This window comes from Gordonia phosphorivorans (assembly GCF_042432625.1).
In the GTDB taxonomy this organism is placed as follows: Bacteria; Actinomycetota; Actinomycetes; order Mycobacteriales; family Mycobacteriaceae; genus Gordonia; species Gordonia phosphorivorans.
The window spans coordinates 57,163-82,124 of the sequence record NZ_JBHLWV010000002.1 but is presented as its reverse complement, the minus strand read 5'-3'; the positions used below and the strand labels follow the sequence as shown (position 1 = coordinate 82,124).

The 24,962-nt window shown below is 69.7% G+C and carries 21 protein-coding genes; 13 read left to right on the top strand and 8 right to left on the bottom strand.

The annotated features are described in order from the left end of the window. The first annotated feature begins 6 nt into the window (after window positions 1–6). The gene (locus ACFFJD_RS00890; protein ID WP_382359518.1) at window positions 7–2,619 is read left to right on the top strand and encodes a DNA polymerase III subunit gamma and tau; all 2,613 of its coding nucleotides are present in this window, start codon (window positions 7–9) and stop codon (window positions 2,617–2,619) included. A 13-nt stretch (window positions 2,620–2,632) separates the two neighbouring features. Here the strand turns inward: ACFFJD_RS00890 and ACFFJD_RS00885 are convergent, their stop codons facing one another. Both ACFFJD_RS00885 and ACFFJD_RS00880 read right to left on the bottom strand, forming a co-directional pair. Further along, the gene (locus tag ACFFJD_RS00885; protein WP_382359515.1) at window positions 2,633–3,901 is read right to left on the bottom strand and encodes a class I SAM-dependent methyltransferase; all 1,269 of its coding nucleotides are present in this window, start codon (window positions 3,899–3,901) and stop codon (window positions 2,633–2,635) included. Continuing rightward, a complete protein-coding gene (locus ACFFJD_RS00880) occupies window positions 3,898–5,331 on the bottom strand; it encodes an FAD-binding oxidoreductase (RefSeq protein WP_382359512.1) in 1,434 nt (477 codons plus the stop codon). Before ACFFJD_RS00880 ends, ACFFJD_RS00885 begins: the two co-directional genes overlap by 4 nt. A gap of 105 nt (window positions 5,332–5,436) precedes the next feature. Between ACFFJD_RS00880 and ACFFJD_RS00875 the strand changes: the two genes are divergently transcribed. The 10 genes from ACFFJD_RS00875 to ACFFJD_RS00830 all read left to right on the top strand — a co-directional run bounded on the left by ACFFJD_RS00875 (window position 5,437) and on the right by ACFFJD_RS00830 (window position 14,690). Then, window positions 5,437–5,874, top strand: coding sequence for an SRPBCC family protein (locus tag ACFFJD_RS00875; RefSeq protein ID WP_382359509.1), 438 nt, complete (start codon window positions 5,437–5,439; stop codon window positions 5,872–5,874). A gap of 37 nt (window positions 5,875–5,911) precedes the next feature. Beyond that, on the top strand, window positions 5,912–6,817 hold the full coding sequence (locus ACFFJD_RS00870; protein ID WP_382359506.1) for a pseudouridine synthase: 906 nt from the start codon (window positions 5,912–5,914) through the stop codon (window positions 6,815–6,817). 139 nt (window positions 6,818–6,956) lie between these two features. After that, the gene (locus tag ACFFJD_RS00865) at window positions 6,957–7,286 is read left to right on the top strand and encodes a hypothetical protein (protein ID WP_382359503.1); all 330 of its coding nucleotides are present in this window, start codon (window positions 6,957–6,959) and stop codon (window positions 7,284–7,286) included. A 22-nt stretch (window positions 7,287–7,308) separates the two neighbouring features. Continuing rightward, window positions 7,309–7,659: a YbaB/EbfC family nucleoid-associated protein gene (locus ACFFJD_RS00860; protein ID WP_382359500.1), complete on the top strand. Its 351-nt coding sequence runs from the start codon at window positions 7,309–7,311 to the stop codon at window positions 7,657–7,659. 59 nt (window positions 7,660–7,718) lie between these two features. Next, window positions 7,719–8,069 (top strand): YbaB/EbfC family nucleoid-associated protein, encoded by a 351-nt coding sequence (locus ACFFJD_RS00855; protein ID WP_382359497.1) that lies wholly within the window; start codon window positions 7,719–7,721, stop codon window positions 8,067–8,069. 23 nt (window positions 8,070–8,092) lie between these two features. Beyond that, window positions 8,093–8,704: a recombination mediator RecR gene (gene recR / locus ACFFJD_RS00850; RefSeq protein ID WP_382359494.1), complete on the top strand. Its 612-nt coding sequence runs from the start codon at window positions 8,093–8,095 to the stop codon at window positions 8,702–8,704. A 41-nt stretch (window positions 8,705–8,745) separates the two neighbouring features. Further along, window positions 8,746–9,324: a hypothetical protein gene (locus tag ACFFJD_RS00845; RefSeq protein ID WP_382359491.1), complete on the top strand. Its 579-nt coding sequence runs from the start codon at window positions 8,746–8,748 to the stop codon at window positions 9,322–9,324. 284 nt (window positions 9,325–9,608) lie between these two features. Next, window positions 9,609–10,712, top strand: coding sequence for an LppP/LprE family lipoprotein (locus ACFFJD_RS00840; protein WP_382359488.1), 1,104 nt, complete (start codon window positions 9,609–9,611; stop codon window positions 10,710–10,712). An 11-nt stretch (window positions 10,713–10,723) separates the two neighbouring features. Next, window positions 10,724–11,185: a hypothetical protein gene (locus tag ACFFJD_RS00835; RefSeq protein WP_382359485.1), complete on the top strand. Its 462-nt coding sequence runs from the start codon at window positions 10,724–10,726 to the stop codon at window positions 11,183–11,185. Window positions 11,186–11,276: 91 nt separating this feature from the next. Then, a complete protein-coding gene (locus ACFFJD_RS00830) occupies window positions 11,277–14,690 on the top strand; it encodes a DEAD/DEAH box helicase (RefSeq protein ID WP_382359483.1) in 3,414 nt (1,137 codons plus the stop codon). A 30-nt stretch (window positions 14,691–14,720) separates the two neighbouring features. Here the strand turns inward: ACFFJD_RS00830 and ACFFJD_RS00825 are convergent, their stop codons facing one another. Both ACFFJD_RS00825 and ACFFJD_RS00820 read right to left on the bottom strand, forming a co-directional pair. Beyond that, window positions 14,721–15,434: a type 1 glutamine amidotransferase gene (locus ACFFJD_RS00825; protein WP_382359480.1), complete on the bottom strand. Its 714-nt coding sequence runs from the start codon at window positions 15,432–15,434 to the stop codon at window positions 14,721–14,723. Next, a complete protein-coding gene (locus ACFFJD_RS00820) occupies window positions 15,431–16,726 on the bottom strand; it encodes a MurT ligase domain-containing protein (RefSeq protein WP_382359477.1) in 1,296 nt (431 codons plus the stop codon). The genes ACFFJD_RS00825 and ACFFJD_RS00820 overlap by 4 nt, the downstream gene beginning before the upstream one ends. A gap of 75 nt (window positions 16,727–16,801) precedes the next feature. Between ACFFJD_RS00820 and ACFFJD_RS00815 the strand changes: the two genes are divergently transcribed. Next, entirely contained in the window at window positions 16,802–17,863 is a 1,062-nt protein-coding gene (locus ACFFJD_RS00815; protein ID WP_382359474.1) for an alpha/beta hydrolase, read from the top strand. Between the two features lie 103 nt (window positions 17,864–17,966). Further along, window positions 17,967–19,865, top strand: a complete 1,899-nt coding sequence (locus ACFFJD_RS00810; protein WP_382359471.1) for a BCCT family transporter — start codon at window positions 17,967–17,969, stop codon at window positions 19,863–19,865. A gap of 82 nt (window positions 19,866–19,947) precedes the next feature. Here ACFFJD_RS00810 and acmB read toward each other — a convergent pair whose 3' ends face one another. The 4 genes from acmB to ACFFJD_RS00790 all read right to left on the bottom strand — a co-directional run bounded on the left by acmB (window position 19,948) and on the right by ACFFJD_RS00790 (window position 24,941). After that, window positions 19,948–21,135, bottom strand: a complete 1,188-nt coding sequence (acmB, locus tag ACFFJD_RS00805) for a methyl acetate hydrolase AcmB (RefSeq protein ID WP_382359468.1) — start codon at window positions 21,133–21,135, stop codon at window positions 19,948–19,950. A gap of 51 nt (window positions 21,136–21,186) precedes the next feature. Continuing rightward, window positions 21,187–22,260: a helix-turn-helix transcriptional regulator gene (locus ACFFJD_RS00800; protein WP_382359456.1), complete on the bottom strand. Its 1,074-nt coding sequence runs from the start codon at window positions 22,258–22,260 to the stop codon at window positions 21,187–21,189. A gap of 72 nt (window positions 22,261–22,332) precedes the next feature. After that, entirely contained in the window at window positions 22,333–24,186 is a 1,854-nt protein-coding gene (gene leuA, locus ACFFJD_RS00795) for a 2-isopropylmalate synthase (protein WP_382359453.1), read from the bottom strand. 191 nt (window positions 24,187–24,377) lie between these two features. After that, on the bottom strand, window positions 24,378–24,941 hold the full coding sequence (locus tag ACFFJD_RS00790; RefSeq protein ID WP_382359634.1) for a nitroreductase family protein: 564 nt from the start codon (window positions 24,939–24,941) through the stop codon (window positions 24,378–24,380). Window positions 24,942–24,962: the final 21 nt, after the last annotated feature.

Genomic DNA, 24,962 nt, shown 5'->3' with positions numbered 1-24,962 from the left:
GCTCGCGTGGCTCTCTATCGCACCTACCGACCCGCGACATTCGCCGAGGTCGTCGGCCAGGAGCACGTCACCGACCCGTTGAGTCGTGCACTCGACAGCGGCCGGATCAACCACGCGTACCTGTTCTCCGGGCCCCGCGGCTGCGGCAAGACGTCGTCCGCGCGAATCCTGGCGCGCAGCCTCAACTGCGAGCAGGGCCCCACCTCCACGCCGTGCGGGACGTGCGGCTCCTGTGTGGCGCTCGGCCCGGGCGGTCCCGGCAATCTCGACGTCGTCGAGCTCGACGCGGCCAGTCACGGCGGCGTCGACGACACCCGCGAACTGCGCGACCGCGCCTTCTACGCGCCGGCGGAGTCGCGCTACCGCGTCTTCATCATCGACGAGGCCCACATGGTCTCGCCGGCCGGTTTCAACGCGCTGCTGAAGATCGTCGAAGAGCCGCCCGAGCACCTCATCTTCATCTTCGCGACCACCGAGCCGGAGAAGGTGCTCACCACCATCCGCTCGCGCACCCACCACTACCCGTTCCGGCTGCTCGCGCCGCCGGTGATGCGCGGCCTGCTGGAGAGCATCTGCTCGCGGGAGGGCGCGGTGGTGGCACCCGAGGTGTTCCCGCTGGTGATCCGGGCCGGCGGCGGCTCCCCGCGTGACTCGCTCTCGGTGCTGGATCAGCTGCTCGCCGGTGCGGGTCCGGAAGGCGTCACCTACGACCGGGCCCTCAGCCTGCTCGGCGTGACCGACGTGGCCCTGATCGACGGTGCCGTCGACGCGCTCGCCGCCGGCGACGGCTCGGCGTTGTTCGGGGTGGTCGAGCGCGTGGTGAACGCAGGCCACGACCCGCGACGGTTCGCCATCGACCTGCTCGACCGCTTCCGCGACCTGCTGTTGCTCCAGGCGGTGCCCGATGCGGCCGAACGCGGCCTGGTGGAGGCGCCCGCCGATCAGGTGACGCGAATGCGTTCGGTGATCGAGTTCCTCGGACTGGCGACCCTCACCCGGTACGCCGAGGTGGCGCACGCGGCGCTCGGCGAGATGCGCGGCACCACGTCGCCGCGGCTGCTGCTGGAAGTGATGTGCGCGCGCCTGCTGCTGCCCGCGGCCAGCGCCGACGAGGCGTCGCTGCTGCAGCGGTTGGAGACCCTGGAACGAAGGCCCGCGGCCGCCGGCACCCCGGCAGCCGCTCCCGCCGCGGTGAGCGGTGGCGCAGCCCCCGTCGCCCCGTCGGCGCCGCCGGTGGACGAGCCGCCGTCGCGCTTCGTCCGGCCGTCGCAGCGTCGTGCCCAGGACGACGCCGCGGCCACGCCTGTCGCCCCAGCGGAAGGGGCGCCCGTTGCGCCGAGCCACGAGGTTGTCTCACCGGTCCCGGCGGCTCCAGCGCCGACTGCTGCTCCGCATGATCCGGTGGCACCTGCTGCGCCGGCCGATCAGCCGGCACCTGCGGCACCGTCGCCGGAAGTGGCGAGCACTGCGCCGGTTGCTGAGGTGGCGCCTGACGCGCCGGTACCTGCGGTGGCTGAGCCCGCCCCCGCTGGGCCCCAGATCACCGAAGCGGAGATCGCCGAGCCGGTGACCCCCGCACCGGTGCTCGCCGAGCCGGTGGCCGCCCCGCCGGAGATCGTGGAAGCGGCGATCGTCGAGCCCGAGATCGTGGACGCGGCGAATGTCGAGCCCGAGATCGTCGAGCCGCAGATCGCTGAGCCCGAGATCACCGAGCCCCCGATCACCGAGCCAGAGGTCGCCGAGCAGCCGATCGTGGCGACGCCGCCACGCGAGGAACCGGTCCGGCCGCAGCCGCCCGCCATGGCCCCGGCGGCGGAGACGCCGCCGGCGCCCGCCCCGCCCGTCGAGCCGGAGCCGTACGCCTCGGCCGACCCGTACGACGACGTCCCGCCCCCGGAGGAACCGGACTACGACGCGCCGCCGGAGGGTGTGGTCCTGTCTCGACCTCCCGCGGCGCAGCGCGCGGTGGTGCCGCCGTCCGCGCCTGCTCCCGCACCCGAGCCGGAGCCCGCACCCGAGCCCGCCGCGGCACTGACGGTGGAGTCGGTGTCGGCGCGCTGGAACGACATCCGCGCGGCGATCCGCCAGCGGCCTGCCGGCAAGGTGCTCGAGCCGATGTTGTCGGCGGCGACGGTCCAGGCCGTGGGCGACGGCACCGTGGTGCTGGGCCACAACAACCCGCCGCTGGTGGGTCGACTGTCCGATCCGGCGCGCCTGCAGATGTTCGGGGAGATCTTCGCCGAACTCTTCGGCGGCACCTGGTCGGTGCAGGTGATCCATGCGACCGGCCCGGCCCCGATGAGCCCGGCCGCGTCGCGAACGGCGCAGCAGCCGGCCCCGAAGCGTCCCACCTTCACCCGCCCCAGCCAGCCCGACCAGGGCGGCGGTCGCGGCGGGTCCGGACACGACGGTCCGCCGCCGCCGGAGGCGCCGCCCGAGCCCGAGGAACCGCGACCGGCCCAGCCGGTACCCGACGAGGAACTCACCGATGCCGAACGCGACGAGATGGTCGCGCACGCCCGGCACAGCGCGCCCGACGAGCGGCTGGACCCCGATCAGGTGGCCCTGGAACTGCTGAAGTCAGAGCTGGGCGCACACCCGCTCGACGACGGTCGCTGACCAGCCGGAGCCGCTAGGGCGTCCACCAGGGGCGCAGCGGAGTGTTCGGCCGCTTGTCGGACTCGGTCTTGACCGCCAGCACATGGTGCAGTTCCACCAGGCTGCGCTCGAAGCCGATCCGGCAGCCGGCCATGTACAGGCCCCACTGGCGGGCGGTGGCCTCGCCAACCTCGGCGACCGCCGCATCCCAGTTCTCCACCAGGTTCGCGTTCCAGTCGCGCAGCGTCATGGCGTAGTGCTCGCGGAAGTTCTCCTCGTGCAGCACCTCGAGCCCGCCGATGTCCTGGGCCTTGCTGATGATGGTGCCCACACCGGTCAGTTCCCCGTCGGGGAACACGTAGCGGTCGATGAACGGCCCTGCCTTGTTGCGAGAACTGTTGTCCGGGCGCGTGATGCAGTGGTTCAGCAGCAGTCCGCCGGGCCGGAGCTTGTCCCGCATGAAACCGAAGTACGACGGGTAGTTGGCCACGCCGATGTGCTCGGTCAGGCCGATCGAGCTCACGGCGTCGAAGCCGGACTCGGCCACGTCGCGGTAGTCGCTGTGCCGCACCTCGGCGAACTCGCCGAGGCCCTGGTCGACGATGCTCTGCTGCGCCCAGGCGGCCTGCTCGGCCGACAGCGTGACACCGAGGGTATGCACGCCCCGTCGCGCGGCATACCGCACCATTCCGCCCCAGCCGCAGCCGATGTCGAGGAGGCGATCGCCGGGCTTGAGCGCCAGCTTCTCGAAGACCAGCCGGTACTTGTTCTCCTGCGCCTCCTCCAGGGTGGCGTCGCGGTCCGGGTAGACGGCGCAGGTGTACGTCATCGCCGGCCCGAGCACCATCTCGTAGAACTCGTTGGAGACGTCGTAGTGGTAGCCGATGGCCTCGGCGTCGCGCTCGCGACTGTGCCGCAAGCCTTCGGCGAAGCGGCGCCAGCGGGGCAGTGCCTCCTGCGGCGGCGGCGGGATCAGCTTGAAGTGCTCGAGCCCCAACGACTTGGCCACGCTGGCCAGCACGAGGGGACTGGGCTTGGTGAACTTCAGGTCGCCGGCCAGGGCCTGCAGCGCACCGTACGGGTCGCCGGGGTGGCCGCCGACCAACGCCAGATCGCCGGACACATAGGCCCGGGCCAGGCCGAGGTCGCCGGGGGCGGTCACCAGGTACGTGGTGCCCCGCGGGGTCAGCAGGTCGAGACCGAACTCGGCGTCTTCGGGACCTGCGCTGGAGCCGTCGTAGGCCGTGAACCGGATGGCCAGTTCCTTGCCCATCAGCGTGGAGAAGATCTCCGCCAGATTCATGCGCGCTTGACCGCCTTCTCGTAAAGGGTCAGCAGTCGTCCGCGCGGGTCATACTTGCCCTTGAGCGTCCGATAGCCGACCGATCCATACAGTGCATCGAATTCCTCCTCCGGATAGAACGATTCGGAGTAGAGGGACTTGTGGCCGCCGAGTTCGCTGACCTTGCGTTCGATCCGGCGGTTGGCGTGCCCGGGCTGCCCGGGGGTCACCGGCACGCCCGACCAGAACCCGACGTTGGTGTAGGCGTGGCCGCACTTGAGCGGGTACAGCGTCCACGGCTGACCGGGGTCGGGAACGGTCTCGCGCGCCGGGCCCTCGTCGTCGAACGACAATTTCAGCGGGCAGAGCCAGATCGGTTCGATCGGGATCTCGTCGAGGAACCAGTTGATGAAGTCGGCGGTGCGTTCGATGGGTACTTCGATGTCCTGCACCACGCGCTCGCTGGGCGGCTGGCCCTTGCGCGCGTTGAGCTTGTCGCCGATGTTCCATCGGTGGTCGTAGCCGATGAGCTTCCAGTAGAAGCTCGACCGCAAGTAGCGCTTCGGCCAGAACCGGCGGATACGCGGATTCTGGGCACCGAACGCCCGCGAGCACCAGAACCAGTCGGTGTCCCAGCGCCACAGGTAGTCGCCGATCGTGAGGCGATCGCGGGTCGGTTCGTCGACGTCGTCGTGCTGGATGGAGCGGTAGAAGATGTCGGCGTCGGTGTAGTCGCTCACCGGGCCGGGCTCGTCGGTCTGCCGGCCGAGCACCAGGTAGCACTCGTCGCGGGTGAAGACCACGCCGTCGAGGTAGTCGACGCGTTCGCCGCGGTACTCGTGGGAGTCGACGATGGCGATCATCTCGGCCTGCAGGTCTTCGATCGACCGGAACCGGACGTGCCGCAGTTCCACGAACGGCGGCACCGCCTCCAGCTCGATCTCCAGGCGCACGGAGTAGCCGAGCGTGCCGTACGAGTTGGGGAAGCCGTAGAAGAGATCGGCGTGTTCGTTGTCGGGCCGTGCGATCACCAGATCGCCTGTGGCGGTGAGGATTTCCATCTCCCGAACGGACTCGTGCGGGAGGCCGTTGCGGAACGACGTGCTCTCGATGCCCAGGCCGGTCACGGCGCCGCCGAGAGTGATGGTCTTCAGCTGCGGGACCACCTTCGGGGCCAGCCCGTACGGCAGGGTCGCGGCGACCAGATCCTCGTAGGTGGTCATCCCGGCGACCTGTGCGGTGCGGGCGACCGGGTCCACCGAGATCACGCTCGCCAGCTCCGAGACGTCCAGTCCGGGCGCCGGGTTGTCGGCGCGCTTGCGGAACAGATTCGACGTCTTCTTCGCCAGCCGGACGTCGGCACCCGGCGGAATCGCTCGATAGCTGGTCAGTAGGCGATCCACCCCCCGGCGGAATGCTGCGGTGCCGTACTCTCGTCGCGCAGTAGTCACCCCTCCACCGTAGCGCGAGGCTCGGTACGCTGGAGTCGGCCCGGTGTTTGCGGGCCGGTTCTAGCGATACCGCTATTTTCCAAGCGACACAAGGAGTCTGCTGCCGTGGGTCAGGTTTCTGCCACCTCTTCGATCGACATCGCCGCCACCTCGGAGCAGGTGCTCGCCGCGCTGTCCGACTACCAGACGGTGCGGCCGGAGGTCCTCCCCGCGAATTACCGCGACTACCGCGTGGAGTCGGGCGGGACCGGCGCCGGCACGGTGGTGCACTGGATTCTGCAGGCCACCGAGAATCGTTCGCGCGACGTGCTGGCCGACATCACCGTCGGTGCCGACTCGGTCATCGAGACCGACCGCAACTCGACGCTGGTCACCGTCTACCGTGTCCGTCCGGCGGGCAGCGGCACCCGGCTGGAGACCACCACCAGCTGGAAGGGCGCCGGCGGCATCGGGGGCTTCTTCGAGCGCACCTTCGCGCCCAAGGGTCTGGCTCGCATCCAGGACGAGCTGCTGGGCAACGTCAAGCGCCGCCTGGAAAGCTGATTCTCTGAGCAGGCGGGGCCGGCGTCGCACCAAACCGTTGCCGCCGCGGCACGGGGTGGACGCCACGCGGGTGGTGCTGCGGCCGGACCTGTGGGACGGCCGGGTGCCGACCGTCGCCGAGGCGCTGCTGGCCGCGCCCCCGCTGGCCGGCCTGACCGGTGACGCGTTGGCCGCGCAGCACGCCGCCGGTGAGGTCGTCGACCTCGACGGGGCGCCCGTGGACCTGGACGGCCCGGTGGTGCGGCCGACGCCGGTCTACCTCTATCGGGGGCTGCCCGACGAGTTCGACGTGCCTTTCGAACTGAGGATCCTGCACCGGGACGACTCCCTGGTGGTGGTGGACAAGCCGCACTTCCTGGCGACCATGCCGCGCGGGCAGCACGTGACACAGACGGCGCTGGTGCGTCTGCGTCGGCTGCTCGACGAGGACGCCCTGGCGCCCGCGCACCGACTCGACCGGCTGACCGCCGGCGTCCTGCTGTTCACGCGCAAGCCCAGCGAACGCGCGGCGTATCAGTCGCTGTTCGCGGATCGCTTGGTGCACAAGGAGTATCGCGCGATCGCCCCGGTCGCCGAGCGGCTCGCGGACCCGGTCCACATCGCCAACCGGATCGAGAAGACCTCCGGTGATCTGCGTGCCCTCGTCGTCGACGGCCCGGTCAACGCGATCAGCGACATCAGCCTGCTCGGGGTCCGAGACGACGGGCTGGGGGAGTACCGGCTGATCCCGCACACCGGCCGCACCCACCAGCTGCGGCTGCACATGGCGGGCCTGGGCGTGCCGATCCTCGGGGATCCGCTGTACCCGACCGTCGACCCGGAACTGGCGTCGGCGCCCGAGCGCGGCGACTTCTCCCGGCCGCTGCACCTGATCGCGTCGTCGCTGCGCTTCGTCGACCCGATCACCGGGGTCGAGCGCCACTTCGTCTCCGACCGACGCTGACCGGCACCATCGCTTTCGGTTCCCGCCCCGGGTTTCGGTTCGCCCCGTCGATCTAGACGGCGGGCGTGAACCCGGACCGACGGTGGGACCGGAAACCGATGTTGCGGCGGCGGACGCGTGCGCCGCTACGCTTGCGGGCATGGCGATCATCGCGTCCTACGAGCACCATCCGGACCTGGGGTGTGAGGCGGTGGTCTTCCTCGACCCCGAATCCGATGCCTGCTTCCAGATTCAGCGGGACCTGCCCGGGGGGCCGCGGGCCGACGAACACTGTGTCACCACCGGGGCCAGCGCGCCGGTCTACGGGGGCGTGCTGCAGTGGCGGCGCGTGGCCGACCGCTTCGAGTTCGCCCTCAACCGCCGTGCCACCGCGCTGTTCGCCGACGAGGTGCTGTCTTTCGAGGTGGCGCCGGCCGGCGGGCAGACCGTGGACGAGATCGCCGAGCAGGTCGCCCGACTGCTGGCGTGAGCGGCCTGGCTAGCCTGGGCGCATGACCGAATCCTTCGACCCGCAGCAGCTGCAGCACCGCCTCCTCGCCATGCAGGAGGAGATCATGGCCGCCGAGCTGTCGGGCAGCAGCCCGGGCGGGGAGGTCGCGGTGACCGGCGACGGGGTGGGGCGCGTGTCGGCGGTGCGCATCGATCCCGCGCTGGACCGCGACGACCTGGGCCGACTGCAGGACCTGATCGTCGCCGCGCTGGACGACCTGGCCGATCGTCGGGAAGCACTGGCGGCGGCGAAGACGAGCGCCCTGTCCGGCGGTTTCGCCGCGCCGACCTTCGATTTCGGGGACGACGCAGCCGTCCCGCGGACCAGCGACGGCCTCATCGACCTCGGGTGAGACGCACCCGGCCGGGTGGCGGGCCGCTGCCGTCGGTGGCAGCGACTACGCTGGAGGTCGTGACTGACGCATTCGATCCCAGCGCCCTCCTCGGTGGCGGCGGCGACAACCCGATGGCCGGCCTGCTGGCTCAGGCCCAGGAGATGCAGGCCAAGCTGTTGGCCGCGCAGCAGGAGATCGCGGCCGCGGAGCTCACCGGACAGGCGGGCAACGGCCTGGTCACCGTGACCGGTAACGGCACCGGCGACGTGACCGGCGTGACCATCTCGCCCGAGGTGGTCGACCCGGAGGACATCGAGACCCTGCAAGACCTGCTGCTCGGCGCGCTCGCCGAACTCGTGACCAAGCGCGAAGCGTTGTCCGCGCAGAAGCTCGGCCCGTTGGCCGGGGGCATGCCCGGACTGGGCTGAACCACCACTGCTGAAGGGGCCTGATGTACGAGGGGCCGATCCAGGTACTGATCGACCAGCTGGCCAAGCTGCCCGGGCTGGGTCCGAAGGGTGCCCAGCGCATCGCCTTCGCCCTGCTGGCCGGGGACAAGAGCGAGATCGACCGGCTGGTCGCCGCCCTCGGCGAGGTGCGCGACAATGTCGCGTTCTGCGAGGAGTGCGGCAACATCGCCGCCGCGCGCCTCTGCCGTATCTGCAGCGATGCGCGACGTGACGCGACCAAGATCTGCGTGGTCGAGGAACCGAAGGACATCTACGCGATCGAGCGCACCAAGGAGTTCGACGGTCGCTACCACGTGCTGGGCGGTGCGTTGGACCCGTTGTCGGGCATCGGTCCCGACCAGCTGCGGATCCGGGAGCTGCTGCAGCGCCTGGCCAATCAGCCCGACGGCGTGGACGTCAGCGAGATCATCATCGCCACCGACCCGAACACCGAGGGGGAGGCGACCGCGACCTACCTGCTGCGCATGCTCAAGGACTTCCCGGGTCTCTCGATGACCCGCCTGGCCTCCGGTCTGCCGATGGGCAGCGACCTCGAGTTCGCCGACGAACTCACTCTCGGCCGGGCACTGTCGGGTCGTCGCATCCTGGCGTGAGGATTCGGCTAGCGTGATCGGTGTGTCGAAGAGTCGCACCGATGTCTGACAGCACGCTGTCGTGCTCGGTGGAACCGGATCTGCTCGCGACCGCGCAGCGGATCGCGGACAGCGGCGAGCTGGGCAGTGGCATCGTCGCGATCGACGGGCCGTCCGGCGCGGGCAAGAGCACCTTCGCCGACGCGCTGGTCACCGGGCTCGCGCGGCGCGGCCGCTCGGCGGTCCTGATCCGCACCGACGACTACGCCACGTGGGACGACCCGGCGGCTTGGTGGCCGGAATTGGAGCGCGACGTGCTGGCTCCGTTTCACCGCGGCCACGACCTCGCTTACCGTCCGCGGGTCTGGATCGACGGTGTACCCCGCCTCGGACCCGTGGAACTGCTCCGCTGGGCGCCGCTGCTGATCCTGGAGGGCGTCACCTCCGCGCGCTCGGCGATCGCCGAGCGGCTCGCTCGCGGGTTCTGGCTCGACGGACCCGACAGTGCCGCACGGCTGACCCGCGCGGTGGCGCGCGACGGCGAGGATCAGCGTCCGCTGCTCGCCGCGTGGCAGCGATTCGAAGAGGGCTGGTTCGCCGTCGACGGCACCCGCAACCGCTGCGAACTCCTGACGAGCTGACCGCGAAATCCTGACGTCGGCGACGATGTGTGAGCCATCTCATAGTCCGATTTTTCCGGGTGTGATAACAATTATCGCGGCTGAACATTCGCGGCGATGCGCGTCGCGCTCGCGCCGGCCGCTCTTCCCGGTTTTCTCCCGCAACGACTTGCGGATATTCGGGATCTTCGTAGGTTTAGCGCCATGACCGACTGGCTCTCTCACCGGTTCTGCCGAAGCGGACACCCGCACGCAGGCCCTCTCCGCGGATCCGTCCGCCTCGATCTCGTAAGCGGTGATGCACGGTGAAGTGGGCAGCGCTCCTGAGCGCCAAGGGGCTGGCGGCGATCGCCGGCGTACTGGCCGTCATCGTCGCGCTGGTCACCGTGGTGGTGGTCAGCGACGCGCGGGACGGTGACGCGACCACCGCCGCGCCGACGTCCGCGGTGTCCGCCGACCCGGCTGCGGGCTCGTCGCCGGCGGCATCCCCCGAGAACAAGAGCGAGGCCCCCGCCGCCGGGCCGGTGCCCGGTGCGCCGGCCTATGCGGGCGGGCCGATACCGGCGGATGCCTCCCCGATCAGCACGGTGAAGAAGCCTCCGTACGGCTCGCCGATCGCCGTGTTCAAGGTGCCCTCGGGAAACATCGGATGCGGGATCGACGCGCAGGGGCTGCAGTGCCGGGTGGCCAGCTACAACACCGACAAGCCGTATGGGGTCGACCGCAACGGCGGCGCCATCGACACCCTCACGATCAAGGGCGGCGTGGCGGACATGTCCTACCACGGCAGCGACGTGCCGCCCTGGGCCGACCGGGCCTTCGGCGGCAGCGATCGGCTGAAGCCGCAGGTGGTGGGGTACGGGCAGACCGTGTACTACGGCCCCTACGTCTGTCACTCGGCCGAGGTGGGCCTGACCTGCTGGGACAGTGAATCCGGCGCGGGGGCCTTCATGGCGCGCGAGCGCACCGAACTGTTCACGGCCAAGCCCGGCAAGCCCGCAGGCCAGAAGACGTGCGCGTCGATGACCGGCGCGCAGGCGGTGGCCGCGAACGTCGGCAAGGTGCCGGAGTTCCGGGGTTGGGCGTGGAGCACCGAGTACGCGAGTGTCGAGGACTACGACCCGTGCGCGGCACTGTCATGGATCGTGCTGCCCATCGAAGGGGGAACGGCGTCGTCGCCGTACCAGATCATGCTCTTCCACCAGGGCCAGTACATCGGCACCGCCACCGCCCGCGCCCACGGATTCGCGCCGACGGTCACTCGGATCGACGATTCGACGATCCGGGTCACCTGGCGCTGGCGGCGGCCGGGCGAAAGCACCGCCGGGGCCACGGGTCAGACCACGGCCGAGTTCCGATGGGATCAGGCCGCGGGCAAGGTGGTGATGACCGGTGAGGAACCGGCCTGAACCGACGACCGATGACCGATGACGATATGACCCACCTAGCAGCAGGAGAGACCATGGATGTGACCTACGTCAGTTGGGGGAGTTTCACCCCCGGATGGCACGACCACCACACCGGCGATTACGACGAGACCGAGGACACCTACCACGGTGAGCTCTACGCCGATGGTCGGATGGTGGCGCACGTGGGCGGCGACGACGATGAGGGCTTCGAGAACTTCGTCGAGTTCCTGTCGCAGCACTATCCGGTGGAGTTCCACTTCGGGGAGAACTCCCGATACCCGTATCGCGAGGACATCGTCAGCGTCTGCGACGGCGATCCGCAAGTGCAGGTGTACCTGTTCGAGGGTTGCGGGGTCTACGACCAGGGAATCCTGGCGTATGCCGATGATCGTGCCAACCATGAGGAGTACATCCGGGTCGCCTTGGAATGCCTGAAGATTCCGCACGGCGGTCCCGAATCCCGCCCAGCCTGAGGGGATCGGCTCGGGACGGCCGTGTGCGGTTCGCCGTCCCGAGTCGGCCCGGCAGCGTAGTCTGCCGGGAGTTGTGAATGGGGGAGAAGCAATGGCTACGGAGCAGGGCTCGGCGACCGCGGTGAAGGCTGCGGCGACGAAGGCCGCGGGGGTGGATCCGACGGTGCGTGCGCTCACCGACTACCTTTCCGACATTCAGGAACGGTCGAATCTGCAGGATTACGGATTCAGTTCGGCGGCACGATTCGTCGAGGTGCCGCTGGAGGAAGTCCGATCCGGCGCTCTCTCGGCGGAAGCCGTCGCCACGCTCTTCGCCCAGAAGGTCGAGGCGAAACCCGGCGGGCGGTCTCGGCGGCAGGGCGATGCGAAGTCGCCCGCTGCTCCCGGCCCCCGGGCGTCGCCGATCGATCTGGTGATCTCCCTGGTCACGCTGGCGGGCCAGCGGCAGAAGTCGGGCCTGCTTCTGCTGCCCGCGGTGCTGCAGCCCGACGGGACGCTCAGCGCCGATCTGGCGTCGGCCGCGCCGTGGATTCCGGCGAGTCGCTTGTCCACGCCCTCGATCGACGCGCCCGATCTCACGGTCGGTGCACTCGCCGACTTCTGGAAGTACCGCAGAAAGAAGTGGCCGGAAGCCGTCTCCCAGATCGAGTCGTGGACCGACGCCGTCGACGCCGTGCTGAAGATGTTCGCGGCGGTCAGCGACCGGGAGCTGGATACGGCGGCGGCCCAGCGCGACGGGGAAGTGATCCGGCACGCCTGCTTCATCTCCACCGAGAAGGTGATCACCGCCAACGGCGCGATCCTGGACCTCTACGCGTTTGTGGCGGACCGACCCGCGGAGGTGCCCGCGTACGAGCAACTGCTCTCGCTCGCGCCCCGCGGGCGACGGGACTCGGACATCATCGACGACGACCTGGAACGGCTGGCGACCCATGCGCTGGCGTCGTGCGGAAGCATGAGCGACGGTTTCGCGCTCACCCCCTCGCAGCGTCGCGCGGTGCACGCGTTCCTCGCCGATCGGCAGTCGCCGGACTCTGCGGTCACCGCGGTCAGCGGGCCGCCGGGGACCGGGAAGACCACCATGCTGCAGTCGATCGTGGCGAGCACCATCGTCACGCATGCGCTCGAGGGGCGGCCCGCACCGCTCATCGTCGGCACCTCGACCAACAACCAGGCCGTCACCAACATCATCGACTCGTTCGGTTCGGTGACCAAGGACGAACCGGGTCCCCTCGATCACCGGTGGCTGCCCACCGTCGACGAGGAGCAGAAGTTCGACACCCCGCTCTCCGGACTGGCCGCCTACTGCCCCTCGCAGGGCAAGGCGCAACAGGCGCGCGCAGCGGGCTATCTCGTCGAAGACACTCGGAAAGGCGGCGTGTACACGGCCTATTCCGACCCCGACTACGTGGCCGCAGCCACCGGCTTCTTTCTGAAGAGCCTCGGCGCCTATGCGGTCGCTACCGGAGGCGTGGTGGCCGGAGCCGACAGCGTGGATGCGGCGATCGCCGGTCTGACCAAGGCTCTGGCCAAGGTCGACGAGTGCCGTCGGATCCTGATCACCGAAAAGGCCGCGGCCGAGCGCGCCCTCGGCCGCCGCCACAGCGACGACATCGAACAGCAGATCCGCTCCTGCGCGCGTGAGCGGGAGCGGTGTCAGGCCCGCCTGGACTTCTGGGCGGCGCGGGAGCAGGAGGCGGCCGCGCGGCCGGGCCGGACACCCGCGGATGACCTGTTCGTGATCGAGGCGCATCACGACCCGGCCGAGCCCTCCCGGCGGCAGCCGACCCTGCGCGGCTACGTCGATTTCTATCGGTTTCACGTGCAACGGTGGACGACCGAGATCGACCGCCTGGCCGACCAGCAGACCCAGGCTCGCCACCGGGAGGCCGCCGCCATGGCGCCGTCGGCGGCGACCGTCCACGCGCTCGACTGGCTCCGGCGGTTCGGGAGCGTCGACGACGACTCCGCCGCGACGATCGCCGCGTCGACCAGCCTGCTCGACCTCGACGCCCTGCTCGACACCAGTGTGCGGTACACCCAGTTCTGGATGGCGGTGCACCTGTACGAGGCGCAGTGGCTCAAGATCGCCGCCGGTGACGAGCTGATCCCGGCCGACCACCGTCGCCGAACCACCGCGTCTGTGATGGAGACGTACTGGCGGCAGGCGCCGGCGTTGACGCCGTGCTTCGTGATGACGGCCTACCAGTTGCCCAAGTACTTCAGACTCTTCACCCGCGCCGCCAAGCCGGAGTTCGATCTCGGCCGCGCCGACCTGTTGATCGTCGACGAAGCCGGTCAGGTGGATGCCTCGGTGGGGGCGGCCGCCTTCGCCACGGCCAAGCGTGCCGTCGTGGTCGGCGACGTGAACCAGTTGGCTCCGGTGTGGAGCATCGATCCCGAATCCGATCGGGAGATCGCGGGTCTGCACGGACTCGGCGACCACTGGCCCGCGATGGAAGCCGCCGGGCTGACGTCCTCGGAGCCGTCCTCGGTGATGGCGGCTGCCGCCAATGCCACCGGATGGTCATACGGCGGTGGACAGTTCCCGGGGCTGTTCCTCTCCGAGCACTTCCGCTGCCACCCCGCAATCATCAACTACTGCAACGACCTGTTGTACAAGGGCATGTTGGAGCCCCGACGGCCGATCGAGGGCTACAAGCTGGCGGGCAAGACGGCCAGCCCCTTTCTGTTCTGCGAGGTGCCCGGTTCGCAGGACAGCCGATCGGGCTCGAGCCGCGTCAACGAACCCGAAGCCGAGGCGATCGCCCAGTGGGTGGTGGACAACGGGGACTACTTCGAGGCGGTCTACAACGCCGACGCGAACGCGGCGGTCCCGGTCATCGGCGTGGTCACCCCGTTCGCCGCGCAGGCGCGGCTGATCACACGCAAACTCGGCGAACTCGGGGGTGCGGACCTGCAGAAGAAGATCACCGTCGGCACCGCGCACCGACTCCAGGGCGCCGAACGTCCGGTGGTGTTGTTCTCGTCCGTGTACGGCAACCAGTCGCAGCAGGCCTCCTTCATCGACGGCACCCTGCCCCTGATGAATGTGGCGGTCTCCCGTGCGAAAGACCTGTTCATCGTCTTCGGCGGGGAGGCGCGCTGGAAGGATCGAGGACCGGTGTTCTCGCTGGTGCACAAGTATGCGACCCGTGCCGACTGCCGGTTCGCGGCCGACACCGTCGCCTACCGCACGGTGGCCCGTGACGAACCCGGTCACGTCATCGGGAAGGACCTGGTGGCGCAGTGGAACGAGGCGGGTCTGCTGCTCGACGGCGCGCAGGTCACCGTCCGTGCCGTCAATGCGGCGCTGGAGCGCAGCGGGCTCATCGAGCGCACCGACGCCGGGCCCGTCCCCACGGCCGCCGGGGCCGCGGCGGGTCTCGCAGCCTACGGCGGCACGGGCAGCGACGGTCCGTACGTGAACCTGATCTACTCGGGCGCCGCGCAGGACGAACTCACGACGATGATCAGGTCGGGTGCGCTCGACAAGGAGAGCTGACGACGGGCCGTCGGCCGGAGACCGGCGCGGTCAGCGTGCGGCGGACAGGCGTTCGCGGCGGAGCCGATCGACCTCGGGCAGTTCCAGCGGGGCCAGGTCGGCGCCGGTGGCCTGCGCGAGCAGGTAATCGGCGAGCTCCGGATTGCGGGCCAACACCGGGCCGTGCATGTACGTGCCGAGGACGCTGCCCTGGGCGACGCCCTCGACGCGGCCGTCGCGGGCGTTGCCGGTGCCCTGCCGCACGGTGCCGAGGGGACGCGCATCGGCACCCAGCACGGTGGCGCCCCGGTGGTTCTCGAAACCGGTCAGCGGTTGGGTCAGGCCGTCGATCAGCGGCGCGGTGACCAGCTCGCCGATGGCGCGTTCGGCCATCGGCGCCGTCGTCGCATCGAAGAGCCCGACGCCGTCGACGCGTTCGCCCGCGGCGGTCTCGTACCAGTGGCCCAGCACCTGGATCGCGGCGCAGATGGCCAGCACCGGTCGCCCGGCGGCCGCGGCCCGCTGCATGCCCGGGTGCGCGGTGAGGTGGCGGGTGGCCAGGCGCTGTGCGAAGTCCTCGGCGCCGCCGAGGGTGTAGACGTCCAGCGAGTCGGGGACGTCGTCGTCGAGCGTGATTTCGACGATCTCCGCGTCCATGCCCCGCATGCGGGCGCGCTGCCGGAGCACCAGGGCGTTGCCGCCGTCGCCGTAAGTGCCCATCACATCGGGGAGCACCAGGCCGATTCGCAGGGTGGATTCACTCATCGGGCGTCCTCTTCCGTGCGGGCCGCCGCGCCGGGGTCGGCCGGGGCGAGCGGGGTGGCACCGGCGCGCTCCAGGGCCAGACCGAGGTCGCGGAAGGCGGTGTAGTTGGCGAGCACCTCGACCCGGCCGGGCGGGCAGGAGGCGATGGCCTTCATCGGTTCGTCGATCGTCACGTGCTCGGCACCGGCGTAGAGCAGTCGGACGCTCAGGTCGGCGGCGCGCTCGCCGGCGGCGATCACCTTCATGGTCTCGAAGGCCTCGAACCGCACGTCCCACAGCCAGGACAGGTCCTCGCCGTCGGGCACCTGCCCGTTCACGGCGATGACCAGCGAATCGGCCTCGGTGTCGATCATCGACAGCGCTTCCTGCCAGCCGGCCGGGTTCTTTGCCAGGAGGGTGCGGACCCGGTGCTCGCCCAACTGCACCGAGCCGTAGCGGCCGGCCACTTCGCCGACGGTGCCGACGGCCGCGGTGGCGGCGGTCGGGTCGGCGCCCATCGCGACCGCCGCCGCCACCGCCTGGGTGGCGTTGCCACGATTGGCCCGGCCCGGTACCGCGAGCGTCATCGGGGCCTGAAATCCGTCGGGGCCGTAGATGTTCTTCTCGTCGAACCACCATTGCGGGACCGGTCGACGGAAGTCGGGATCACCGGTGGAGTACCAGTCGTCGCCGCGCCGCACCACGGGTTCGCCGGTGCGCGGGCAACTCACCGAGTCGCCGACCCAGCCTGCGCCCGCAGCCACCCAGATGACCGACGGCGAGTCGAAGGCCGCCGACGTCACCAGCACGTCGTCGCAGTTGGCGACGACGAGGGTGTCGGGGTGGCGCTCCATGCCGGTGCGCAGGCGACGTTCGATGGCGTTGATCTCGCCGACGCGGTCGAGCTGATCGCGCGAGAGGTTCAGCAGCACCAGGACCTGCGGATCGGTGGCGTCGCTGACATGCGGCACGTGCAACTCGTCCACTTCCAGCGCCGCGATCGGGGCCGGGCGGGCCAGGGACAGGGTGGCGATGATGCCGGCATCCATGTTGGCGCCGTCGGGCTGGGTGGCCACCTCGCCGAGCTCGGCCAAGGCGGCCGCGGCCATACGGGTGGTGGTCGACTTGCCGTTGGTGCCGGTGATCAGCATGGTGCGTTTCCCGGCGGCCAGGCGAGCCATGATCTGCGGGTCGATCTTGGCGGCGACCAAACCGCCGATCATCGAGCCCTTGCCGCGGCCGGCGGCGCGCGAGGCCCAACGCGCGGAGGCTGCGGCCGCGAGGGCGACCCGGGTGCGAAATGGCAGGCGCATACCGGAAGTCTAGGGCCCGCCGGTCGGGTGCGCTGGCGGCGGTCGCTCCAGGCGACGGTGATACGGTCGAAAATTGTGAGCCGTGCAACAGTAGTCAATCTGTCCGCTTTCGACCGTGTGCAGCGCGGCCTGTTCCGCGTCGCCGGTCGGATCCCGGCGTCGGTGCTGGGCCTCGCGGAGCGGTGGACGCCCGTCAACAGCGCCGGCGAGCGACTCGCGCCGGAGATGGCCCTGGTGGCCGCCGCGACCGCCAACGTCCCGGGCATGGCGATGACCGGTCCGCCGCCGCCGGAAGCGCGCAAGCACATGGATGCGACCGCCGCGGCGTTGGCCGAGTCGTTCCCGCCGTTCGCCGTCGTCGAGGACCTGGTCTTCGACGGACCCGCAGGCCCGATGGAGGCCACCCGCTACCGCGCCGAGGCCGGGACGCCGCGCGGCCTGATCGTCTACTTCCACGGCGGCGGTTTCGCGCTGGGCAGCCGACGCAGTCACGACAGCGCGGTGCGCGCACTCGCGGTGGCCTCCGGCGTCGACGTGCTGTCGGTGGACTACCGGCTGGCGCCCGAGGATCCGTTCCCGGCCGCGATCGACGATGCGCTGGCCGCCTGGCACTACGCCGTGGAGCAGGCGCCGACGTGGGGTATCGATCCGACGCAGCTGGTGGTCGCCGGCGACTCGGCCGGTGGCGCGATGGCGGCGGTGCTCGCGCAGCTGACCCGCGGCGACGCCGTGGTCCCCAAGCTGCAGTTGCTGATCTACCCGGTCACCGACATGGGGGCCGAGACCGATTCGCGTCGCGAGTTCGACGAGGGCTTCTTCCTCACCGGCGCCGACATGGACTACTACACCGAGCGCTACCTGCCCGACCCCGCCCTGGTGGCGGATCCGCGCGTGTCACCGCTGCGCGCCGAGGACCTCACCGGACTGTCGCCGGCCTACGTGGTCGTCGCCGGGTTCGATCCGCTGCGCGACGAGGGCATCGCCTACGCCGAAGCCATGCGGGCGGCCGGTGTGCCGGTGACGCTGGAGCGCGCCGGATCGATGATCCACGGCTTTGTGAACATGACCTTGATCTCTCCGAACGCCCGCGAGTACATGGCGCGCATGGGTGCGGCGGTGATCGACGCCCTGGACTAGTCGAGCAGCGAAATCGCCGTCGCGGCACGACTCGTCGTTTGCACTCCGATGTGACTGTGGCCGCGGGAAGCAGTTACCACCCTGACGAGGATGCAACGAGATCATGAGTTCAGATACAGACGGTACGTCGGAAGAACCCTCGGGCCCGAACGTCGACGAGGTGTCGGAGGCGGACGCCGACCATCAACGCAGCACCGCGGCGCACGAGGCGCTGACGACCGACGACAGGATCGAACGGGTCAGGGCGGGCGACCACATCGAGGAGCAGGACAGCGACGAGGAGATCACGGCGAAACTGGCCCGCCAGGGGGTCCGGCTGGTGCGGGGGCGGATCTTTCCGCCCGTCTTCTGGCCGTCGCTGATCCTGGTGCTCGCGGTCGTGATCGTGGCGGTGATCGCCCCGGACGGGACCGACCGCGTCTTCGGCGAGGTGCAGAACTGGATCGTCGAGGAACTCGGCTGGTACTACGTGCTGCTGGTCGCGGGCTTCGTGGTCTTCGCGATCGCGCTGGGCGCCTCGCGGCTGGGCACCATCACCCTGGGACGCGACGGGGAGAAGCCCGAATATTCGACGCTCTCCTGGTTCAGCATGCTGTTCGCCGCGGGCATGGGCATCGGCTTGGTCTTCTACGGTGTCGCCGAACCCCTGAGTTACGCGACCGTCGACCCGAAGCCGGGCTGGGGACAGGATCCCACCGAGAACGCCGGGCTGTCGATGGCGCAGACCTTCGTCCACTGGGGCCTGCACCCGTGGGCCATCTACGCGGTGATCGGCCTGGCCCTGGCCTATGCGGTCCACCGCCGCGGCCGTCCGGTGTCCATTCGCTGGGCGCTGGAACCGCTGTTCGGCGACCGGGTCAAGGGCCGGGTGGGCGACATCATCGACATCCTCGCCATCCTGGGCACCGTCTTCGGCGTGGCCACCTCGCTCGGACTGGGTGTGCAGCAGATCGCCGCCGGTCTGGATGCGATCGGACTGGTCGGTGACCCGACGTCGACGACGCTGCTGATCGTCCTGATCACCGTGATCACCTTCATCGCGACGATGTCGGTGATCAGCGGTATCGGCGCCGGCATCAAGTGGCTGTCCAACATCAACCTGTCGCTGTCCGGGATCCTGCTCGTGACGGTGCTCGTGCTGGGACCGACGCTGTTCATCTGCCGCAACCTGGTGGAGTCGCTCGGCTTCTACCTGGGCAACGTGCTGCAGATGAGCTTCGACGTCGGCGCCTACAACACCGAGGAGGGCCAGGTCTGGTTCAAGTCGTGGACCATCTTCTACTGGGGCTGGTGGATCTCCTGGGCGCCGTTCGTCGGCGTGTTCATCGCGCGGATCTCGCGCGGGCGCACGGTGCGACAGTTCATCACCGGTGTGCTGCTGGCCCCGACCGTGGTCGGTTTCGTCTGGTTCGCGGTGATGGGCGGCGCCGGACTGTTCCGTCAGCTCTTCGGCCCGGGCGATCTCGTGGAGGACGGGGCGGCCAGTATCGACGCCCCGGCCACCCTGTTCGAGGTCCTCTCCGATCTGCCGCTCGGCCAGGTCTTCTCGGTGCTGGCGATTATCGTCATCGCCCTGTTCTTCATCACCTCGTCGGACTCGGGTTCGCTGGTGGTGGACATGCTGGCCTCCGGCGGCCACCCGAATCCGCCGACCTGGTCGCGCGTGCTGTGGTCGGTGATCGAGGGTGCGGTGGCGATCTCGCTGCTGGTGGCCGGTGGCCTGGGGGCGCTGCAGTCGGCAGCCATCGCCACGGCCCTGCCGTTCTCCGTCGTGCTGTTGCTGATGTGTTTCGCGATCGTCCGCGGCTTGCGGTACGACTACCGCAAACGCGAGCTCGACGCCCGTCTCAGTCGACTGGATAGGGCCGCCGGATACATCACCGACGAAGTGATCGAGAGCCTGCCCGACGATCCGCGGGTGCGCACCTACGTCGACGATCGGATCGACTACCGACTGGCCCGCACCAAGGGCGGAGTGTTCCGACGCCCGCCACGGGAGTAGTCGGGTCCGACCGGATTCGACGGCGACGGGCCGGCACCGCAGAAAGTTGCGGTGCCGGCCCGTCGTCGTTTCCGGGTGCGAGTCAGTCGAGGTCGTCGTAGACCGCGGTCTCGAAGTCCAGGTAGCCGCCCACCGAGCCCGGGTCGGCGAAGGGCAGGATCTGGGTGCCCCAGATACCGGCGACGTCGGCCTCGCGGTCGATCCAGTAGTACAGGTTGCCGAGCCCGGCCCACGCCAGGGAGCCCGCGCTGCGGCCGGTGGGGGCCTGTTCGTCGTTGACCATGAACGAGTAGGCCCACGACTTGCTGAGGCCGGGGAAGAACTCGGCGTCGTGCGACAGCGACGGGGCCGAGGTCTTGAGCATGCCGACCTTGAGGTCGCCCAGCCCGTTGACCGCCGCCGCGGCGACGGTCTCCGGGTTCAGCACCCGGCCGTGCTCGCCCTCGCCGTCGCGCAGCCACATGCGCAGGAACTTGGTGTAGTCCGGCATCGTCGAGTACAGGCCGTGCCCGCCCATCTGGATGTCCGGGTTCTGCGGGAGCACCATTCCGGTCGGGGTCAGCGAGCCGTCGTCGGCCGACCGCTGGTGCACGTCGGTGAGCTGTGCGGTCATCGACGGGGTCATCGTGAAGGCGGTGTCGGTCATTCCGAGGGGCGCGAAGATACGTTCGGCCATCACGTCACCGAGTCGCTGCCCGCGGATCGACTCCACCACCAGACCGGCCCAGTCCATGTTGGTGCCGTAGTTCCACTGGGTGCCCGGATCGAACAGCAGCGGAGTCATCAGGGAAGCCTTGGTCGCGCCGATGATGTCGGGCTGGCCGGTGTCGGCGAGGATCCGCGAGTAGACATCGGAGAAGAACATGTAGCCCAGGCCGGCCGTGTGCAGCATCAGCATCCGCGTGGTGATGGGCGAGGCGGGTGCGCGCAGGATCTGGCTGCCGTCGTCGGCCCAACCCTCGATCACCTGCAGCTCGGCGATCTCCGGCACGTACTCGGAGGCCGGTGCGTCCAGGTCCAGCAGGCCCTCCTGGACGCACTGCAGCACCGCGGTGCCGGTGACCGCCTTGGTGGTGGAGAACATGCAGAACACCGAGTCGGTGGTCATCGGGGCGTCGGACGCCTCCGACCGGACACCCGCGGCGCCCTCGTACACGGTGCCGTCGGCGCGCGTCACGGTCGCGACCACGCCGGGCACGCGGGCGGCCGGATCGGGGTCGGTGACGACGCGCTGCAGGATCTCGTCGAGCCGGTTGTTCATCGGGGACATGGAAGACCTCCATCATCGGTGCCACCGAAGTGGCTGATCGGTGCCCGTGGGTCATCGGGCGTGGGACGAATTCTCACCCGACTCGGTCGGATCGGGTGTCCGCGATCGGCACTCGACGTCGGTGATCGGCATCCGATTCTGTGCATTGCGCCGCAGCGTCTGCGACGGGTTCTCGCCGAACCGACTGCGGTAGGCGGCGGCGAACGCGCCCATGTTCACATATCCCCAGGCCCCGGCGACGGCCGCGACCGAGACGGCGCCGGTGGACAGTTCGCGGTACACCCCCTGCAGCCGCCGTTCGATCAGGTAACCGCGCGGCGTGGCCCCGAGATACTTGCGGAAGGCCCCGCTGAGGGAGCGGGCGCTGACTCCCGCGACGGCGGCGATCTCGGTGACGGTCGGCAGGTCGCGGGCGTGCTGGTCGATGTATTGCGCCGCCGTTCGGACGTAGCCGGGCGCCGCGACCGGGGTGTCCGCGCCGAGTTCGATGCCGGCCCGTTCCGCCCAGTCGGCAAGCAGTTGCGCGGCCAGCATCTCCTGCAGGTGCAGGCCGATCCGACCGGTGGCGACCTCGTCCGGCGCCACCGACGCGGTGCGCGCGGCGTAAGCGAGCAACGACAGCCACGGGCTGTTCGGCCCGCCGACGGGATTGGCCTGGGTCCACAGGCGGGCGTCGGGAACGTGCCCGTACCAGCGCAGGGCCAGGTCGGCCAGGAGCCGATGCGGCACGGTCAGGTTCAGCTGCAGATGGTCGGGTCCGGCGCCGAGTCGGTACCGGCTGTGGTCGCAGTCGACCACGAAGGTCTCGCCGACGGTCAGTTCCGCCTCGCGCAGCCGGTTGGCGCTGTGCCGGGTCCAGCCGTTGAGGGTGGTGAGGACCAGGACGTTGCCCGAGTCGGTGTCGAAGCCGTCGAGGTCGACATGGATCCCGTAGTTGAAGTGCGTCATCGTGATGTCGCCGATGGGCACGGAGAACATCGACGAGTCGGGCGTCAGTCGTCGTCCGACGGGCCGCACATCGAACTGCATGTACTTGTCGTCGGTCCACGACCGGATCGCGTCCCAATCGTTCTCCCGGGAAGGGATGCGGGCGCTGCGGGGCCGGGGGTCCAACTCCGTCGACATGGCTTCAGCCTAGGCGCGGCAATCGTCCGGCACACCGAAAACGGGGCCGGACGATTGCTGCGGGAAGTACTCCTACGGGGCCCAGGTGCGGGCGCCTTCGGCGGCCGTCTCGACCAACTCTTCACCGGCGACGCGGTGGGCGCGGTTCACGGCCGAGACCACGGCCCGCAGGCTCGCGGTGGTGATCGACGCGGCGACGCCGACGCCCCACACGGTTTCGCCGTTGATCTCGCTCTCGACGTAGCAGGCGGCGTTGGCGTCGCCGCCCGCGGTCATCGCGTGCTCGTAGTAGTCCAGGATCCGGACGTCGAAGCCGACGGTGCCGACGGCGTCGACGAATGCGGCCAGCGGGCCGTTGCCGGAGCCGGAGATCTCCCGCTCGGTGCCGTTGACCTTGACCACCGCGGTGATCGCATCCTTGCCGCCGTCTTCCTCGGCGGCGTCGACGCGCTGGCGCATGCGCTCGAGCGGGGTCACCGGCTCCAGGTACTCCTGCGCGAAGACGTCCCACATCTCCTTGGGATTGACTTCGCCGCCCTCGCCGTCGGTGATCTTCTGGATCTCGCGGCTGAACTCGATCTGCAGGCGACGCGGCAGGTCCATGCCGTGGTCGGCCTTCATGATGTAGGCGATGCCGCCCTTGCCGGACTGGCTGTTGACGCGGATCACGGCCTCGTAGTTGCGGCCGACGTCCTTCGGGTCGATCGGCAGGTACGGAACCTGCCAGACGATGTCTTCGACGTCGGAGTCCTGCGCGTCGGCGTCGATCTTCATCTGGTCCAGGCCCTTGTTGATGGCGTCCTGGTGGCTGCCGGAGAAGGCGGTGAAGACCAGGTCGCCGCCGTACGGGTGGCGTTCGGGAACGTTCAGCTGGTTGCAGTACTCCACGGTGCGACGGATCTCGTCGATGTCGGAGAAGTTGACCTGCGGATCGACGCCGCGGGAGAACATGTTCATGCCCAGCGTCACCAGGCACACGTTGCCGGTGCGTTCACCGTTGCCGAACAGGCAGCCCTCGATGCGGTCGGCGCCGGCCATGTAGCCCAGCTCGGCGGCCGCCACGCCCTCGCCGCGGTCGTTGTGCGGGTGCAGGCTCAGGATGATCGAATCGCGTCGCGCCAGGCTCCGGCTCATCCACTCGATGGAGTCGGCGTAGACGTTCGGGGTGGTCATCTCCACCGTCGCCGGCAGGTTGATGATCAGCGGCTTGTCCGGGGTGGGAGCGATGACCTCGGAGACCGCATCGCAGACGTCGCGGGCGTAGCTCAGCTCGGTGCCGGTGTAGCTCTCCGGCGAGTACTCGTAGCGCCAGTTGGTGTCCGGGTACTTGGCCTCGGTCTGCAGGCACAGCTTGGCCGCATCGGTGGCGATCTTGGTGATCGCCTCCTGATCGGCCCGGAACACCACGCGCCGCTGCAGGATCGACGTCGAGTTGTAGAAGTGCACGATCACGTTCGGGGCGCCGTTGCAGGCCTCGTAGGTGCGCTCGATCAGTTCGGGCCGCGCCTGGGTCAGCACCTGAATGGTGACATCGGACGGGATGGCCCCGTCCTCGATGATCTCGCGAACGAAGTCGAAGTCGGTCTGGCTCGCCGACGGGAAGCCGACCTCGATCTCCTTGTAGCCCATGCGGACCAGCAGATCGAACATGCGGCGCTTACGGGCCGGGCTCATCGGATCGATCAGGGCCTGGTTGCCGTCGCGCAGATCCACGGCGCACCACAGGGGAGCGCGATCGATCACCTTGTCCGGCCAGGTGCGGTCGGGCAGCGAGATCTGCTCCACCTCATCGGCGAAGCTGCGGTACCGATGCACGGGCATCGTCGAGTTGCGCTGCGGGTTGTACGACGCCTGGCCCGCGGGGATCGGACCGTTGGGGGTCACGATGCGGCTGGGGCCGGAAGAGAAAACGTCTGCTGCTGCCATGACTGGTCAAGCTCCTAATAAGAGTAAGGAAGGGGTTTGACCGGCGCGTCGCTATGGCCCGCGACGGAGGGCCGGTCGAATCAGACCCCGCCGCGGCATTCGAGAAGGAGAACGCGCTGCATGCGGTCAGTCTACGACAGCGGTTTGAGCGCTGCCAAGCGAACGTGGCGCATCCCGCACCGCCGCGGAGGTCACTGGAAGGGGTCGCCCCATCGTCCGGCGAAGGCCACCCGGTCCAGGGGCTGACGGGTGCGCGGCTGCTGGTCGCGCTCCCGGATCTCGGCGGGCACCGCGTCGGCGTCGGTGGCGATCCGGCCGACGGCGAGCACCGCGAGCGGGCGGAACTGCGCGGGAATCGTGAAGGCCTCGGCCGCGGCGGCCTTGTCGAAACCGGCCATGGGATGCCCGTTGAACCCCAGGGCCTCGGCCTGCAGGATCATCTGGCTCAACGCCAGGCCCGCGTCGACCGCGCCGTAGTCGTGCTTCATCGCATCGTCGGGTTCGTTCGTGGTGCACACCAGAACGAGGGCGGCGGCGGCCGGAGCCCAGGAGCGGTTGCCGCGCCGCATGGTGCCCACCAGTGCCTCGAAGGTGGCGTCGCCGCGGCGACCGACGATCATCCGCACCGGCGCGATCGCGCCCCAGGTGGGGGCCCAGCGGCCCGCCTCGAGAATCGCGGCGAGTTCGTCGTCGGCGATGGTGGCGGTGGCGTCGTATCCGCGAGCGCTCCAGCGCTCGGCGATCAGCGGGTGCACGTCGACGGTGGTGCTCAGTTC

Coding starts and splice junctions, on each gene's coding strand:
- ACFFJD_RS00825 (WP_382359480.1), bottom strand. CDS start 15,434: ATGAGTGAATCCACCCTGCGAATCGGCCTGGTGCTCCCCGATGTGATG.
- acmB (WP_382359468.1), bottom strand. CDS start 21,135: ATGTCCCCGATGAACAACCGGCTCGACGAGATCCTGCAGCGCGTCGTC.
- ACFFJD_RS00865 (WP_382359503.1), top strand. CDS start 6,957: ATGGCGATCATCGCGTCCTACGAGCACCATCCGGACCTGGGGTGTGAG.
- ACFFJD_RS00820 (WP_382359477.1), bottom strand. CDS start 16,726: ATGCGCCTGCCATTTCGCACCCGGGTCGCCCTCGCGGCCGCAGCCTCC.
- ACFFJD_RS00835 (WP_382359485.1), top strand. CDS start 10,724: ATGACCGATGACGATATGACCCACCTAGCAGCAGGAGAGACCATGGAT.
- ACFFJD_RS00885 (WP_382359515.1), bottom strand. CDS start 3,901: ATGAATCTGGCGGAGATCTTCTCCACGCTGATGGGCAAGGAACTGGCC.
- ACFFJD_RS00860 (WP_382359500.1), top strand. CDS start 7,309: ATGACCGAATCCTTCGACCCGCAGCAGCTGCAGCACCGCCTCCTCGCC.
- ACFFJD_RS00810 (WP_382359471.1), top strand. CDS start 17,967: ATGAGTTCAGATACAGACGGTACGTCGGAAGAACCCTCGGGCCCGAAC.
- ACFFJD_RS00800 (WP_382359456.1), bottom strand. CDS start 22,260: ATGTCGACGGAGTTGGACCCCCGGCCCCGCAGCGCCCGCATCCCTTCC.
- ACFFJD_RS00845 (WP_382359491.1), top strand. CDS start 8,746: ATGTCTGACAGCACGCTGTCGTGCTCGGTGGAACCGGATCTGCTCGCG.
- leuA (WP_382359453.1), bottom strand. CDS start 24,186: ATGGCAGCAGCAGACGTTTTCTCTTCCGGCCCCAGCCGCATCGTGACC.
- ACFFJD_RS00830 (WP_382359483.1), top strand. CDS start 11,277: ATGGCTACGGAGCAGGGCTCGGCGACCGCGGTGAAGGCTGCGGCGACG.
- recR (WP_382359494.1), top strand. CDS start 8,093: ATGTACGAGGGGCCGATCCAGGTACTGATCGACCAGCTGGCCAAGCTG.